The sequence below is a fragment of the Tomitella fengzijianii genome (assembly GCF_007559025.1).
Taxonomy (GTDB): Bacteria; Actinomycetota; Actinomycetes; order Mycobacteriales; family Mycobacteriaceae; genus Tomitella; species Tomitella fengzijianii.
Genome location: NZ_CP041765.1, coordinates 1,318,452 through 1,333,429 on the forward strand (window position 1 = coordinate 1,318,452; position 14,978 = coordinate 1,333,429).

At 71.4% G+C, this 14,978-nt stretch carries 11 protein-coding genes; 6 read left to right on the top strand and 5 right to left on the bottom strand.

What is annotated here, in order from left to right:
* Nucleotides 1-19: 19 nt before the first annotated feature.
* Nucleotides 20-2,029 (bottom strand): MFS transporter, encoded by a 2,010-nt coding sequence (locus FO059_RS06045; protein WP_233266832.1) that lies wholly within the window; start codon nucleotides 2,027-2,029, stop codon nucleotides 20-22.
* A gap of 181 nt (nucleotides 2,030-2,210) precedes the next feature.
* On the opposite strand from FO059_RS06045, the gene FO059_RS06050 reads away from it, so the two are divergent.
* Complete coding sequence (locus tag FO059_RS06050) at nucleotides 2,211-3,035, top strand: DUF3027 domain-containing protein (RefSeq protein WP_233266837.1); 825 nt, start codon at nucleotides 2,211-2,213, stop codon at nucleotides 3,033-3,035.
* Nucleotides 3,025-6,204 carry a sacsin N-terminal ATP-binding-like domain-containing protein gene (locus tag FO059_RS06055; RefSeq protein WP_199257040.1) on the top strand — a complete coding sequence of 1,060 codons (3,180 nt, stop codon included), beginning with the start codon at nucleotides 3,025-3,027 and terminating at the stop codon, nucleotides 6,202-6,204. Before FO059_RS06050 ends, FO059_RS06055 begins: the two co-directional genes overlap by 11 nt.
* Before the next feature lie 39 nt (nucleotides 6,205-6,243).
* Here FO059_RS06055 and FO059_RS18665 read toward each other — a convergent pair whose 3' ends face one another.
* A complete protein-coding gene (locus FO059_RS18665) occupies nucleotides 6,244-6,561 on the bottom strand; it encodes a DUF2530 domain-containing protein (RefSeq protein ID WP_372497902.1) in 318 nt (105 codons plus the stop codon).
* Nucleotides 6,562-6,683: 122 nt separating this feature from the next.
* Between FO059_RS18665 and FO059_RS06065 the strand changes: the two genes are divergently transcribed.
* The 4 genes from FO059_RS06065 (at nucleotide 6,684) to FO059_RS06080 (ending at nucleotide 10,756) form a co-directional block, all read left to right on the top strand.
* The gene (locus FO059_RS06065) at nucleotides 6,684-8,207 is read left to right on the top strand and encodes an NCS2 family permease (protein ID WP_143907202.1); all 1,524 of its coding nucleotides are present in this window, start codon (nucleotides 6,684-6,686) and stop codon (nucleotides 8,205-8,207) included.
* 72 nt (nucleotides 8,208-8,279) lie between these two features.
* Entirely contained in the window at nucleotides 8,280-9,113 is an 834-nt protein-coding gene (locus FO059_RS06070; RefSeq protein ID WP_143907204.1) for a TrmH family RNA methyltransferase, read from the top strand.
* 16 nt (nucleotides 9,114-9,129) lie between these two features.
* Nucleotides 9,130-9,501 (top strand): DUF2537 domain-containing protein, encoded by a 372-nt coding sequence (locus tag FO059_RS18880; protein WP_143907206.1) that lies wholly within the window; start codon nucleotides 9,130-9,132, stop codon nucleotides 9,499-9,501.
* 106 nt (nucleotides 9,502-9,607) lie between these two features.
* Complete coding sequence (locus FO059_RS06080; protein ID WP_143907208.1) at nucleotides 9,608-10,756, top strand: acyl-CoA dehydrogenase family protein; 1,149 nt, start codon at nucleotides 9,608-9,610, stop codon at nucleotides 10,754-10,756.
* Nucleotides 10,757-10,865: 109 nt separating this feature from the next.
* Here FO059_RS06080 and sepH read toward each other — a convergent pair whose 3' ends face one another.
* The 3 genes from sepH to FO059_RS06095 form a co-directional block, all read right to left on the bottom strand.
* Complete coding sequence (gene sepH / locus FO059_RS06085; protein ID WP_199257039.1) at nucleotides 10,866-11,900, bottom strand: septation protein SepH; 1,035 nt, start codon at nucleotides 11,898-11,900, stop codon at nucleotides 10,866-10,868.
* A gap of 249 nt (nucleotides 11,901-12,149) precedes the next feature.
* A complete protein-coding gene (gene serC, locus FO059_RS06090) occupies nucleotides 12,150-13,274 on the bottom strand; it encodes a phosphoserine transaminase (RefSeq protein ID WP_143907212.1) in 1,125 nt (374 codons plus the stop codon).
* 165 nt (nucleotides 13,275-13,439) lie between these two features.
* Nucleotides 13,440-14,567: a citrate synthase 2 gene (locus FO059_RS06095; RefSeq protein WP_143907214.1), complete on the bottom strand. Its 1,128-nt coding sequence runs from the start codon at nucleotides 14,565-14,567 to the stop codon at nucleotides 13,440-13,442.
* Nucleotides 14,568-14,978 lie beyond the last annotated feature (411 nt).

Here is a 14,978-nt window from a genome sequence, read left to right on the forward strand (position 1 = left end):
TCCGTTTCCTCGCGCCCGTTCAGCCCGCGGGCGTCGATCGGGTCACTTCGGCGGTCTCGGGTGCGACGGTGTCGGGCCTGCGGCCGCGGAACGCGGGGATCACCGACCTGCCCTGCGCTATGAGCACCGTCTGGACGAGGCCCACGGCCAGGATGCACGAGATCACGGTGAACCCTATCCAGTAGTCGGTGGGCAGCAGCACGCCGAGTGCGCCGCCGAGGACCCAGCTGAGCTGGAGGATCGTCTCGGAACGCCCGAATGCCGACGCCCGGGACCGGTCGGGGAGGTCGTGCTGGATCGCCGCGTCGAGTGAGACCTTGGCCAGCGCGCTCGCGATATTGCCGAGCAGCGCGGCCAGCGCCACCGTGGCCAGCACGTGCGTGCCCGCCGCGAAAGCCGCGGCGATGAACGCGGCCGCCGTGCACCAGAGTACGACGGTCGCGGGCTTGCGCAGTTTGAGCCGGGCCCCCGCTGCGTTGCCCGCCACGTTGCCGGCACCGGCGGCGACGGCGATCAGGCCGGTCAGGATCAGCCCCAGCAGACCCTCCTCGTCGGCGTGGGCCTTGGCGACGAACGGGATGTACAGGAACAGGAATCCGATGAGGACCTTGATGGTGCCCGTGCCCCACAGCCCGGTGAGGATGTTGTGGCCCAGGGGCTGGCGCAGGGTCGACGTGGCGTTTCTGCCGCGGCCGAAGCGCCGGCGGCGCTTGGTGGAGCCGTCGCGCGCGCCCGAGCCGGGACCGGTGTCGGCGTCCGACGTGGGCGCGGGTGCAGGCGTGCCGTGGTAGCTGAATGTGGTGGCGATCTCGCCTTCGGTGACCTCCACCCACGACGGGATGCGCATGCTCAGGTACGCGCCGCCCAGAGCGAACACCGCAGTGAGCCACAGTGCGCCCGAGGACCCGGCCGCGAACGCGACGATGCCGGCGATCCCGCCCGCCACGGTGGTGCCGCCCACCAGGCCGAATATCTGCAGCCGCGAGTTGACTCGCACGAGGTCCATGTCCGGCGGCAGCAGACGCGGTGTCACGGCGGATTTGAGGACGGAGAACGATTTGCTCATCACGAGCATGCCGAGCGCGGCGGGGTAGAGAACCCACGAGTCGAAGTTGAGCGCGAGGATGATCGCGAGCACCACGCGCACCCCGTACGAGGACGCGAGCGCGATGCGGCGCCCGCGCTGGATCCGGTCCAGTGCGGGGCCGATCAGCGGTGCGATGACGGCGAACGGGGCCAGCGTCACCAGCAGGTACAGCGCCACCTTGGACTTGGATTCGCCGGTGGCCGCCGAGAAGAACAGGGTGTTCGCCAGGGCCACCGTCAGCGCGGCGTCGCAGGCGAAGTTGGCCATGTACGCCCAGATGAGCGCGGTGAGTCCGGACTTGTCGGCGCCGTCCGCGTTGGCGGCGCGGCGCACGGTGGCGATTCCCTGGGCTGTGAGCTGGCGGCTGCGCATCGCAGCGACGCGGGTCACGGTGATCTTGCGCGGCATGCCTCCTCCGCGGCGCGCGCCGTCGGCGCGTCCCCGCCGGTCCCGGTCCGCCGTGTCGTCGGATCCGTCCGGGTGCATCGAGCGGTCCCCGTCGGCGTCGGCGGGTCCCTCGAATGCGCGGGTGCGTGCGTCCTCGTCGTCCCGGGGCAGCGGCGGGAGCGATGGCCTGCGTGGGCCGGGGTGCGCGTCCTGGCGGCGCGGACCGGGGGCGTGATGCGTGTGCTCCGGGGGCTGGTATCCGGCGTCTCCGTGGCCGCCGCTGTCCCCGCGGAGTCCGCGCGGGCCGTCGTGTTCGTACGGGTCGGGGTGGGTCGGGTAGTTCGACATCCCCGGGTGGCGCGGTGCGGAAAAATCCTGAGGCATGAACTCCGGGGAGCCCGGGGGCGGGGACTCCGCACCGCCGGGCGCGCCGACGCGCCCGCCGTCGTGCTGCGCGTGCGGATACGTGGTGTCACCGTGGCCGTCCGGGCCGCCGGCGCGCGGCGGTCGCCCATGCGGCCACCAGGGCCGGTGGCGTGGATCGTCTTCGGTCACGTGTCGATTCTTCCCCAGAAGTCGGAACGGCGCCGACAGGGTGCCCCGGAATGTCCGCAGCTGTGACGGTGCACACCGCCGACCGGCCGTCGCGATGGCCGCCGTGACGGACTGCGGGACATACGGCAAAATGGGGGCCGTGAACCCCGTCGACTTTCCCACTGCAGGTGAACATGACGTCATGGCGTCCGCGGGCGCGGCGGAACGAGGCTCCGCGGACGTGCCGCCCGTGCTCGCCGACGCGGTAGGCCTGGCCCGTGCCGCTGTCGTCGACCTCGGCGAGGGGCGGGTCGGTGCCCATCTCGCCACGGTGGGCGAGGACGACTCGTCCGCATCGCACTACTTCGCCGCGGACATCCAGGGCTACCGCGGATGGCAATGGGTGGTCGTGGTCGCGGCCGCGCCGGGGTCGGAGGAGGCGACGGTCTCCGAGATCGCACTGCTCCCGGGTGTCGACGCGCTCGTCGCGCCCCAGTGGACCCCGTGGGAGGAGCGGGTGCGCCCCGGCGACCTCGGCCCCGGCGATCTGCTGCCCCCGCCCGCGGACGATCCGCGTCTGGTGCCCGGCTACGTCGCGAACGGCGATCCGGAGATCGACGACGTCGCCTGGGAGGTCGGGCTGGGACGCCGCCAGGTGATGAGCCGCGAGGGGCGTGACCTCGCCGCGCAGCGCTGGCACGACGGCGACCACGGTCCGGGTTCGGGAATGGCCAAGGCGGCGCCGGGCACGTGCGGAGGCTGCGGGTTCTACCTGCCATTGGCCGGAGCGCTCCACGGCGAGTTCGGGGTGTGCGGCAACGAATTCGCCGCCGACGGCACCGTGGTGCACGTGGGCTACGGGTGCGGTGCGCACTCGGACACTTCGCTGCCCACCGGTGCGGGCTCGCCGGCGTACGAGCCGTACGACGACGGCGCGCTCGAGTCCGTGGCCGTGCGGTCGCCGGAGCCGGGCGATGCTGCAGGCGGAGACCAGGACGGGTCGCCCACGGGGACCAGTGGCGACTGATTGCACCGGGGACCACCCCGATGATCGGTTCGACACCCCGGACCCGTCCGACCCGGCCGATCCGTTCGGCGTAGCGGAACTCCGTGCTGCGACGCTCGAATCGTGGCGGCGATCGCCGACGCGGCTGCGCGAGGACGCGGCTGCGGAGGCGGACCTGCGGCGCGGCGGCTATCGGGACCGGGTTTTCACCGAACTCGCGCAGAACGCGGCCGACGCGGCCGCCGAGGCCGGAGTGCCCGGCGAGCTCACCGTTGCAGTGACCTCCGGGGCGGACGGCGACGAGCTGCACGTCGCCAACACGGGCACCCCTCTGAGCCGCGCCGGAATGGTCACCCTGTGTGCGCTGCGGGCGTCCACCAAGAGCGGAGGCGTGGGCCGGTTCGGGGTGGGTTTCACGGCGGTGACGGCGTTGGGCGACCAGGCCGCGATCCGGTCGCGGCACGGCGGCGTCGTGTTCTCGCGGGAACGGACGCGCGCCGCCGCAGCGGAGGCGGGCATCGCGGAGCCGGCGGAAGGCGTGCCCACTCTGCGCCTTCCGTGGCCTGATCCGGCGCCGCCGCGGGCGGGAGCGGACACGGAGGTGGTGATCCGGCTGCGCGCGGAGGTGGATGCGGGGGCATTGACCGAATCCTTCTGCGCGGAGGCGCCCGAGCTGCTGCTGGAACTGCCGGCGCTCGCGGCGATCACAGTCGGGGACCGGCGGTGGACGCGCGACGACGAGATTATCGGCGTCGCCGTCGAGGACGAGCCGGTCGCCGCGGGTGCGGTTGCAGATGCGGAATCGGATTCGGAGCCGACGCCGGACGACCGGCCGGAGGGGGAGCCGGACCAGTGGCGTCCGGCGCGAACTGCGGACCGCCAGGACCGCCCGGTGCTGCGCTACCGCCGGATCCGCGATTCCCGGGGCGACGACGCGACCTGGGTCGAGTCGTCGGCTCCCGGCGCGCGGTGGCTCGCGCGGGTGGTGGACGGCAGGGTGGTGGCAGGGGCGCCGGATGTGGTCCGGGCGCCCACGCGTTCCGACGAGGAACTGTCGTTGCCCGTGCTGCTGATCGTCGAAGCGCCGATGGCCCCCGACCGCCGCCGGCTCATGCCCGGCACCGTGCTGAGCGGGGCGGCGTCGCACTACCCGGATCTGATGCGCGCGGTGCCGGACGACGAGCGCCTGCGCCTGGTACCGGAGGCCGGCTTCCCGCGCGGTCCCGTCGACGCCCGGCTGCGTGAGGACCTCACGGCCGTGCTGCGCACGCGCCGGTGGCTGCCGACGGTGCAGGGGCGCGACGTGGCCGGCGGCGTGGCGGTCCTGGTCCCGGGGCTCACCGACGAACTCGCGGAAGTGCTGCGTGGGACCGTGGACGCGCTGCTGATCCCCGGGTTCTCGGGGCAGCGGGCGCAGACGCTCCTGGCGCCGTACGGGGTGCGGATCCTGGACGCGGCGGGGTTGGCGGATCTGCTCACCGGTGTGGAACGGCCGCCCTCCTGGTGGCGCACGCTGTATGCGGCGCTGGAGCCGCTGGCGGCGGACTCGGCCGTGCTCGACCAGCTCGGGGCGTTGCCGGTTCCGCTCGCCGACGGCCGCACGGTCACCGGGCCCCGCACCGTCGTCGTCGGCGACGGACTGCTGCCCGAGGCCGGCGCCGACCTGAACGGCAACGGCCCGGACGACGGCGGTGCCGTGCCGGTGCTGCCCTGGGTTCGGCTCGTCCATCCCGCCGCGGCGCACCGATTGCTGCTCCGTCTCGGAGCGGCGCAGACCGGCGTCGGCGACCTGCTGGCCGACCCGGCATTGCGCGCAGCGGTCGCCGACGAGCTCGAATCCGCCCTCACCGGGGAGTCCCCGATGAGCGACGGTGGCAGGGGACCGGACGGAGAGGGACCGGACGGCGGGGGAGGTGCTCCGGCCGGGGTGAGCCGGCTGGTGGACGCCGTGCTCCGGCTCGTGCGGGTTTCCGTTGCGGGGACCGCGACAGACACGGCGGATCCTGAGCCGCAGCTCCCGGACTGGATAGGGATGCTCCCGCTGCCGGATGCGGGCGGTGAGCCGCGCGCCGCGGACGAGCTGCTGGCGCCGGGCGCGCCGCTGGCGGAGGTGCTCGTCGGAGATTCGCCGTTCGGGGTTCTCGATGCGCGCGTGGTCGACGCGTACGGTATCGACGCGATCCGCGCCGTCGGCGTGGGCTGGGGATTCAGCGTGGTGCGTGACGAGGCGCCCACCGGGCCCGACCACGATTTGGACGACGAGGACGCCTGGTGGTCCGGCCTGGACGGCGAGCCTGAGACGCTCGGCGCGGTGCGGGATCTCGACCTGGTGGACCCGGACAGGTGGGCCGCGGCGCTTCGGGTGCTTGCCGGTGATGCGCGGATACGGCCGCTGCTCAGCGACCGTGCCGGGTACACGGCGTGGTGGCTGCGGCGGCACGCGGCGATCGGAGGGATTCCGGTCGCCGCGTTGCGCGGCGACGATCCGACGTTCGACGGCCTGCTCGACATCTTTCCCGGGCCGGACGCCGGGGACGACGATCTGCCGGGGCTGACCGATGACAGGATGTCGGCTCTCGGCGAGGGCGTCCTCGCCGGCGGAACGGTGGACGGTCCCATGCTTGCGCGGACCCTGATCGACAGGCTCGCCGATCCGGACCGTGGGCCCGGGCCCGCTGTCGTCGTACACGCGCACCGGCTGCTGGAGGGCGCGCTCGAGGACGGGGCCGTCGATCTGGACGACGTCGATCCGCCGGACTCCGTCCGCGCAGTCGACGGCGGCGTGGTGGCCGCTGCGGACGCGCTGGTACTGGACGACCCGTGGTTGGCAGCGGTCGTGCCGCAGCGACGATTGGTGGTCGGCACCGTCGCAGGGGCGAGCCTGCTGGCGGATCTCCTGGACGTCGACCTGGCGTCGCAGGCGGTGCGGTCGTCGGTGACGTCGTCGGGGAGGCGGAGCACCTGGGCCGCGGAGTCCGGTGCCGTCGTGGCCGCCGCGCAAGCCGGCGTCGAGGTCCCCGGCGGTCCGGTGCTGGTGCACGAGGACGGTCTCTCAGTGCGTGTCGCGGTGGATGGGGAGGAGCCGCGCGAGGTCGCAGTGCCCTGGTGGGTCGACGACGAGGGCGCAGTGCACACCGACGGGGCATGGGCCGTGGCGGTCTCCGGAGCCGCTGCAGTCCGTCGAAGCTGACCCTCGCGGGTCTCTCGCGTCGGTCTGCGCGGCGCCGCCCTACGTCAGGCCCTGCTGCGCGCCCTTGCGTCCCGATCGTGCGCCGCGCCGTTGAATCAGGAAGACGGCGGTGCCCAGCGCACCGATGACCAGCCCGGCGTAGCAGACGGGGAGTGCGCTCGATGAGGCTCCGTCCGCGATCAAGAAGACGATGGTCGCGATGATCCAGGCGCCGAAACCGGCGGCGACCACCGGGCGCGGGTCCAGTGCCGCCGCGGGGAGCGCAGGCCTGTCCCGCACGGCGTCGGCGTCCGATTTCGCCGCCGCGGTACGGGGTGCGGGCGGATCGTCCGGAACGCCCGGCTGCTGGTCGGTCACGGAGTCGAGACTACGTGGTGTCCGGTCCGGAGCCGCGGGCCGGACGGCGCGGGGTGAGAGGAAGGTCATTGGTCGCGGCTTTCGTGCCGGAGCCGGACGTCCGGTAATTTATCCTGCTCTTCATGGCAGACGACGACGCAGCGCAGGCGCAAAAGGATCCGGCGGCGGAATCCGGTACCGGCGCCGCGACGAAGCCCCGGGGCCGGCTGCCCGCTGTCGACGCCTTCTTCAAGATCACCGAGCGCGGGTCCAGCTACACCCGCGAGATCCGCGGCGGCGTCGTCACCTTCGTCACCATGGCGTACATCATCGTGCTCAACCCCCTGATCCTCGGCAGTTTCAGCGAGGACGACGCGGCGGCGCACAAGGACGTGCTCGGCAACATCCTGCCGGTAGGGCAGGTGGCCGCCGTGACGGCGCTGGTCGCCGGCGTCATGACGATCGCGTTCGGGCTCATCGCGAAGTACCCGTTCGGCTTCGCGGCAGGGCTCGGGATCAACACGCTGCTCGCGGTCTCCATCGTCCCGCAGGTGACCTGGCCGGAGGCGATGGGCCTCGTAGTCATCGACGGCATCATCATCGTCATCCTCGCCGCCACCGGATTCCGGACCTCGGTGTTCAACGCGATCCCGGCGCAACTCAAGTCGGCGATCGCGGTGGGCATCGGCCTGTTCATCGCGTTCATCGGCCTGGTGGACGCCGGGTTCGTGCGCCGCATCCCGGACTCGGCCAACACGACGGTCCCGGTGGGGTTGGGGATCGACGGGTCGATCGCCTCGTGGCCGACAGCGCTTTTCGTCTTCGGGCTGCTGCTGATGGGTGTGCTCGTCGCAAGGAAGGTGCGCGGCGGATTGCTCATCGGCATCGTCGTCACCACGATCGTCGCCTTCGTCGTCGAGCAGATCTGGCACATCGGCGCTTCGGCGGGCACCAACCCCAAGGGCTGGAGCATGTCGGTGCCGGACATCCCCGGCACCCTGGCCGGTCTGCCAGATCTGAGCCTCGTGGGCGACTTCAGCTTCGGCGCCTTCGCGCGCATCGGTGTGCTCTCGGCGTCGCTGCTGGTGTTCACGCTGGTGCTCGCGAACTTCTTCGATGCCATGGGCACGATGACCGGGCTCGGCAAAGAGGCGGGCCTCGCAGACAAGGACGGAAACCTGCCCGGAATGGGGCGGGCGCTGATCGTGGAGGGGACGGGCGCCATCGCGGGCGGCGTCGGCTCCGCGTCGTCGAACACGGTGTTCGTCGACTCGGCGTCAGGGATCGCCGACGGTGCCAGGACCGGGCTCGCCAACATCGTGACCGGGTTGCTGTTCATCGCGGCGATGTTCCTCACCCCGCTCTACGAGGTGGTACCGCTCGAAGCCGCAGCGCCCGCGCTGGTGGTGGTCGGCGCCATGATGATGAGCCAGATCAAGGACATCGACTTCGGCCGCTTCGACGTCGCGCTGCCGGCGTTCCTCACCATCGTGGTGATGCCGTTCACCTATTCGATCGCGAACGGCATCGGGGTCGGGTTCATCACGTGGGTGGTGCTGGCCGCGGCGACGGGGAAGGCGAGGAAGACCCATCCGCTGATGTGGCTGGTGGCGATCGCGTTCGTCGCCTATTTCGCGGTCGGCCCGATCACAGACGCCGTGACCTGAGAAGCCGCCTGAACGGGCACGCGGTCCCGGGGCGGGCGGCGCCCGGCGCCGCGGCTGCGGAACAATGGTGGGGTGGTCAACGTCATCGACATCACCGACGCCGACGATCCGCGGATCGACGACTATCGCAACCTCAACTCGTCGGACCGGCGCCCGGATCTGCCGGGGGGCAAGGGGCTGGTGATCGCCGAAGGGGTGCTGGTCGTCCAGCGGATGATCGAGTCGAGGTTCGCGCCGCATTCGCTGCTGGGTGTGGACAGGCGGTTGCAGGAGCTGGGCAGCGGACTCGACGCTGTCGACGTCCCCTTCTACCGGGTGGCTGCGGAGGTCATGGACCGGTGCATCGGTTTCCACCTCAACAGGGGCGTTCTCGCCGCGGCGCGCCGGTCGCCGGAGCCGGATCTCGACACGGTTCTCGACGGCGCGCGAACGGTCGCGGTGCTCGAGGGCGTCAACGATCACGAGAACATCGGTTCGATGTTCCGCAATGCGACGGGGCTCGGGATCGACGCGGTCGTATTCGGTGCTCGATGCGCAGACCCGTTGTATCGGCGTGCCGTGCGGGTGTCGATGGGGCACGTGCTGCGGCTCCCGTTCACGCATCTTCCGGAATGGCCGGCCGGGATCGCCGAGCTGCGGTCGCATGGCTTCAGCGTGGTCGCATTGACTCCGGACCCGGAGGCTCCCATGCTTGCCGAGGTACTTCATGACCGGGGACCGGCCGATCGCGTGGCGCTGCTCGTGGGGGCCGAGGGTCCGGGATTGCGGAAGCACACCATGAACGCGTGCGACGCGCGGGCCCGCATCCCGATGGCCCCCGGCACGGACTCGCTCAACGTGGCCACCGCGGCCGCCGTCGCATTCTATGAGCGGCTCCGCAGCATGCAGTTGGCCGACGTGGGGTGACGAGGAGGCCGGGTAGATGGTCCGCGGACACGTGCACCAGGAAGCGGTGAATCGTGGCAGGCCGCATCACGGCACGGTGCATCACGGCGTGCATCACGGCACGGGAGCGCGGTCGGGTGGAACTGCCAGGACGACGCCGTATCCGGCTGCCGGGACCGTGGTGTCGACAATGATGGCGGCGTGGACCGCGGTGTTCGTGGCAGTCGCCGGGCTGGGACTGACGGCGGTGTCCCCGTGGCTGGCGATCGCGGTGAACGTCGTGGCGGCGGGCGTGGCCGCAACCGTGGCCCACCGGTGCCGGCTTGCTACAACGGTGCGGTGGATCGTGTGGGGCGCCGTCCCGGGGGCGATCCTGGGCTGGGCAGCACTGGCGGTTCTCGCGTTGTAGCGTTCTGGCGCGCGTGTCACCACGGCGGCAGCCCTGCGGCGGCGGACCGGGCATGCACTCCGGCGCCGATGCGGAAACCGGCGGCGTGCGACTAACCTCACTGAGTATGCGCCGGACAATTTTCGACACTGATCACGATGCGTTCCGCGACAGCGTGCGCACATTCATCTCCCGCAACGTCGTGGACCGGATCGACGAGTGGGAGTCGGCCCAGATAGTTCCGCGTGAACTGTTCACCGAGGCCGGTGCTGCAGGATTCCTCGGTATGGCGATTCCCGAGGAGTTCGGCGGCGGGGGAGTCCCCGATTTCCGCTTCAACATGATCATCGGCGAGGAGTTCGCCTACGCGGGTGCGGGCGCCGCCGGCCTGGGCCTGACTCTGCACAATGACATCTGCCTGCCCTACCTCCTTTCCCTCGCCGACGACGAGCAGAAGAAGCGCTGGCTGCCCGGCATCGCCTCCGGGGAGATCATCTCGGCCATCGCGATGACGGAGCCGGGTGTGGGCTCGGACCTTGCGAACATCGCGACCACGGCCATCCGTGACGGTGACGAGTACGTGCTCAACGGCTCCAAGACGTTCATCACCAACGGCATCAACTCCGATCTGGTGATCGTGGCGGCCAAGACGGACCCGCGTCAGAAGCACAAGGGGCTCAGCCTGATCGTCGTCGAGCGCGGGATGGCCGGATTCGATCGCGGCCGGAACCTCGCCAAGCTCGGCCTGCACTCCCAGGACACCGCGGAGCTGTTCTTCGACGACGTGCGCGTGCCGGCGTCGAATCTGCTGGGGGAGGAGGGCAAGGGCTTCGCCCACCTGATGCAGAACCTGCCGCAGGAACGCCTGTCGATCGGCGTCGCAGGTGTCGCAGCGGCCCGCGCCGCGTTCGACTGGACCAAGGACTACGTCCGCGAGCGCAAGGTGTTCGGCAACTCGGTGGGCGCATTGCCGACGACGCGGCACGAGCTGGCCCAGATCGCCACCGAGGTCGAGGTGGCCCAGCACTATGTGGACCAGGCGGTGCTGTCGCTGAATGCGGAGGAACTGAGCGCGGTCGACGCGTCCATGGCCAAGCTGTGGTGCACCGAGCTCCAGGGGCGCACGGTCGACCGTTGCCTGCAGCTGTTCGGCGGTTACGGATTCATGCTGGAGTACCCGATCGCACGTGCCTATGCCGATGCGAGGGTGACGCGGATCTACGGCGGCACCAGCGAGATCATGAAGGAGATCATCGGCAGGTCGCTCGACGTCTGATCCTGTCCCGTCGCGGCGGCACGCCGACGGGCGCGGACGTGATTCCGGCCTCCGGTACCGGACACCACCTCGGTACCGGAGGCCGGATGCTGCGCCGGCGGACGGGGCCTCAGCCGTTGGCGTTGCTGCGGACTCCCAGCAGCACGTCCTCCCAGGACGGCATCGTCGGCTTGTGTTTGCGGGCCTTGCCGCGGGTGTGCGGGCTCGGGTGCGGGATGAGCGCGTCCTCGGACTCCTCGTCGCGACCGGGGCGGGGCTCGGCCGGGGAGGCGTCGTCGGCAGGAGCCTCCGCGTCCTCGGCGGACGGGCGGTCCGTGCCGGTGCGGTCCCGCCCGGATGCGTCATCCTGCCGCGCGCCGTCGCCTGCTGCGACGCCGTCGGCCGGCGCCGCGCCGGCGTCGCCCGCTTGCGCGCCGGGCTCGGTGCCGACGCGCGGAGCGGCGGTCTCGACCTCCGGCGCCGCATCCGAGTCGGGTTCGACGCCGGCGACATCGGGCCCGTGGATGCCCACGTGCGGCGCGGACGTGGGCGCCGGTACCGAGGCGATCGGGCGCAGCGGCCGGTTCACGTCGGGGTCCAGCAGCTCCGTGGCAGCGTCGTCGAGAGCATTGAGAGTCCCCGTGAGCCCCTCTTTGTACAGGCGCCAATGCGCGGAGTTGCGCGAACGCCCCGCCCACCACGACAGCTGCACCACCCACTCGCCGTCCGCGGTGCGCCAGGCGTCCCATTCGCCCGCCTCGGGATCCAATCCGCGGGCACGGAAGACGATGGTGACGATCTCCTCGAGGGTCTGCACCGCAGGCCCGTCGGAACGCACCGGATGCCCTTTGCGGCCCATGTCCGCGGCGTTGCCGCGCTCGAGCAGGACCGGATGTGCGAAGCGTTCGACTCGGGACTCGGGAATTCCGGCCAGCTCCGCCACCTCCGCGACGGAGGCACCGGCGCGTACGCGTGCCTGGATCTCGCGCGGGCGCAGCTGGCTGCTCGTCTCCACCTCGATCTGTCCCAGGCGGCTGAGGTCACCGCGCGCAGCGGCGCGCAGGCGATCGTCCGCGGGGACGGAGAAGCGGTCTTCGGAGCCCTTCACCTGGAGCAGGACGTTCTTGCCGCCCGCGTCCATGCCGATCACTTGAAGTTCTCGCACGCGTAGACCTCCTGTGGCAGCTTCCGGTAGGGCGAGCGTAACCGAGTCGAGACCACTGCGCGGGGAGGACACGCGTCGGGGTGCTTGCCATTGCTGTCGTTGCACATTACTGAAGTGCCAAAGGTACCCGAGTGCGACGCAGGGGGCGAAAGTGGCGGATGGGACCGTGCTTCCCATCCGCCGCAAGGAGCACGGAGAACGGCCGGGGCGGAGCGCAATCGCTGCGCTCCGCCCCGGCAGTCCGCGGAATCAGAGTTTGGCGGCGACCCAGTCGATGCACTGCGTCAGGCGCGTGACGTCGTCGGGGTCGATGGCCGGGAACATGCCGATGCGGAGCTGGTTGCGTCCGAGCTTGCGGTACGACTCGGTGTCGACGATCCCGTTGGCGCGCAGCACCTTCGCGACGGTGGCGGCGTCCACGTCATCGTTGAAGTCGATGGTGCCCACGACCTGCGACCGCAGTGCGGTGTCGGTGACGTACGGCGTCGCGAACCCGCTGGCCTCGGCCCACGAGTACAGGCGCGCGGAGGAATCGGCGGTCCGCGCGGTCGTCCAGTCCAGGCCGCCGCCGGCGTTCATCCACTCGATCTGATCGGCGAGCAGCAGCAGCGTCGCCAGTGCGGGAGTGTTGTACGTCTGGTCCTTGCGGCTGTTGTCCACGGCCACGGGGAGCGACAGGAACTCCGGGGTCCATCGGCCCGAGGCCTTGATCTCCTCGACGCGGGCGATCGCGGCCGGACTCATGATCGCGATCCACAGCCCGCCGTCTGCGGCGAAGGACTTCTGCGGCGCGAAGTAGTAGACGTCGGCCTGGGTGATGTCCACGGGCAGGCCGCCGGCGCCGGAGGTCGCGTCGATGGCGACGAGCGCGTCGCCCGCGCCCTCGGGGCGCCGGACCGGCAGGGCGACGCCCGTGGAGGTCTCATTGTGCGCCCAGGCGATGAGGTCGGCCGACGGGTCGGCGGTCGGCGTCGGCGCCGAGCCGAAGTCCGACTCGACCACGATCGGGTCGCCGATGAAGGGGTTGCCCGCGGCCACCTTGGCGAACTTCGAGCTGAACTCGCCGTAGCTCAGGTGCAGCGAGCGCTCGCGGATCAGGCCGAAGGCAGCGGCATCCCAGAACGCGGTGGAACCGCCATTGCCGAGGACCACCTCGTAGCCGTCGGGCAGGGAGAACAGGTCGCGCAGGCCGCCGCGGATGCGGGCGACCACGTCCTTTACCGGGGCCTTGCGGTGGCTGGTGCCCATGACCGCGGCACCCACCTCGACGAGCGTGTGCAGCTGCTCCGGGCGGACCTTGGACGGCCCGCAGCCGAATCGGCCGTCTGCAGGCTTGAGATCGTCCGGAATGATCAGGGCGGTGGGGTCGGCCATGAGTCGCAGCATCCTCGTCGTCGGGGTCCGTACGAGGACCGAGTTTAGCCCGCGCCGCCACTGCCGGCGTTCCGGCGTGCTCTGCAGTGCCCGCGCGGCCGGGCGGGCCGGCCGGGATTCCCGGCCGGCGGACGCTCCACCGTCGGACGCTCCACCGTCGGACGCTCAGCCGCCGAAGACCTCGGCCCAGCCCTCGACGGACTCCGGCCCGCGCGGGCCGGGGCCCACGTACAGCGCCGCCGGACGCACCAGCTTGCCCAGCCGCTTCTGCTCCATGATGTGCGCGCACCATCCCGCTGTGCGGGCACAGGTGAACATGGCGGGCATCATCTGCGGCGGGACCTCGGCGAAGTCCAGCATGACCGCCGCCCAGAACTCCACGTTGGTGGCGATGGCGCGGTCCGGACGGCGCTCCCTCAGTTCGGCAAGAGCGGCCTGCTCCAGTGCCGCCGCGGCCTCGTAGCGGGGCGCGTCGAGCTCCTTCGCGGTGGCACGCAGCACGCGGGCGCGCGGGTCCTCGGCGCGGTAGACGCGGTGTCCGAACCCCATGAGCCGTTCGCCGCGGTCCAGGATCCCCTTGACCAGCCCGCGGGGGTCGTCGGTGCGTTCCGTCTCCTCGATCATCGGCAGCACCCGGGCAGGGGCGCCTCCGTGCAGAGGGCCGGACATGGCGCCCACCGCACCCGACAGCGATGCGGCCACGTCCGCGCCCGTCGAGGCGATGACCCGCGCGGTGAAGGTCGACGCGTTCATGCCGTGCTCGGCGGCGGACACCCAGTAGGCGTCGACGGCGCGGACGTGGCGGGGGTCCGGATCGCCCTTCCAACGGACCATGAACCGCTCGGTGATGGTCGAGCACTCGTCGATCACCGTCTGCGGGACGGCAGGCTGGTAGATGCCGCGGGCCGACTGGGCCACGTAGGACAGGGCCATCACCGATGCGCGGGCGAGCTGTTCGCGTGCGTCCTCGTCCGTGGTGTCCAGCAGCGGGTCGAAGCCCCAGATCGGTGCCAGCATCGCCAGGCCGGCCTGCACGTCGACCCGCACGTCGCCGGTGTGGATGGGCAAGGGGAACGGCTCGGCCGGAGGGAGGCCGGGGCCGAACCTGCCGTCGACGAGCAGCGCCCAGGCGTGCCCGAAGGTGATCTTGCGGGAGACGAGGTCGTCGATGTCGACTCCCCGGTACCGCAGGTGACCGCCGTCCTTGTCCGGCTCGGCGATCTCCGTGGTGAAGGCGGTGACTCCCTCGAGGCCCTCGGAGAAGCCCTCGGGGAGGTCGGCTGCGGTCGGCATTGTGGCGCTCCTGGATCTTCGATTGCGCGGGTATCGGGCTGCGCGGGCGTTGGGCTGCGCGGGCGTCGGGCGCGCAGTCGTCGGGCTGTGCGGTTGGCGGGTCCGACGGCCGGTTCGCGGCCCTTACCCACGAGTATGACGCAAGACACACGCGAAGTGCAGTCCGGGGCGAGGCGCTGCCTGGCAGGGTTCCGGTCCGCGCGTCCGGGCGGCCTTCGGTACCGGCGGGTAGCCCGCATCGGCCCGTGCCGCGGTAGGCTGAAACCAAGTGCGCAGGTCACAGGATCGACGTGCGCTGCGCGGGTGGCCGGACGCGGACCTGCTTGGGCACCGCCCCCGGAGGGTGACTAGATTCTGTGGTGGGAACCGATGCTCCAACAGGGGTTATCCGGGCCGAGGACTTCCACGTTA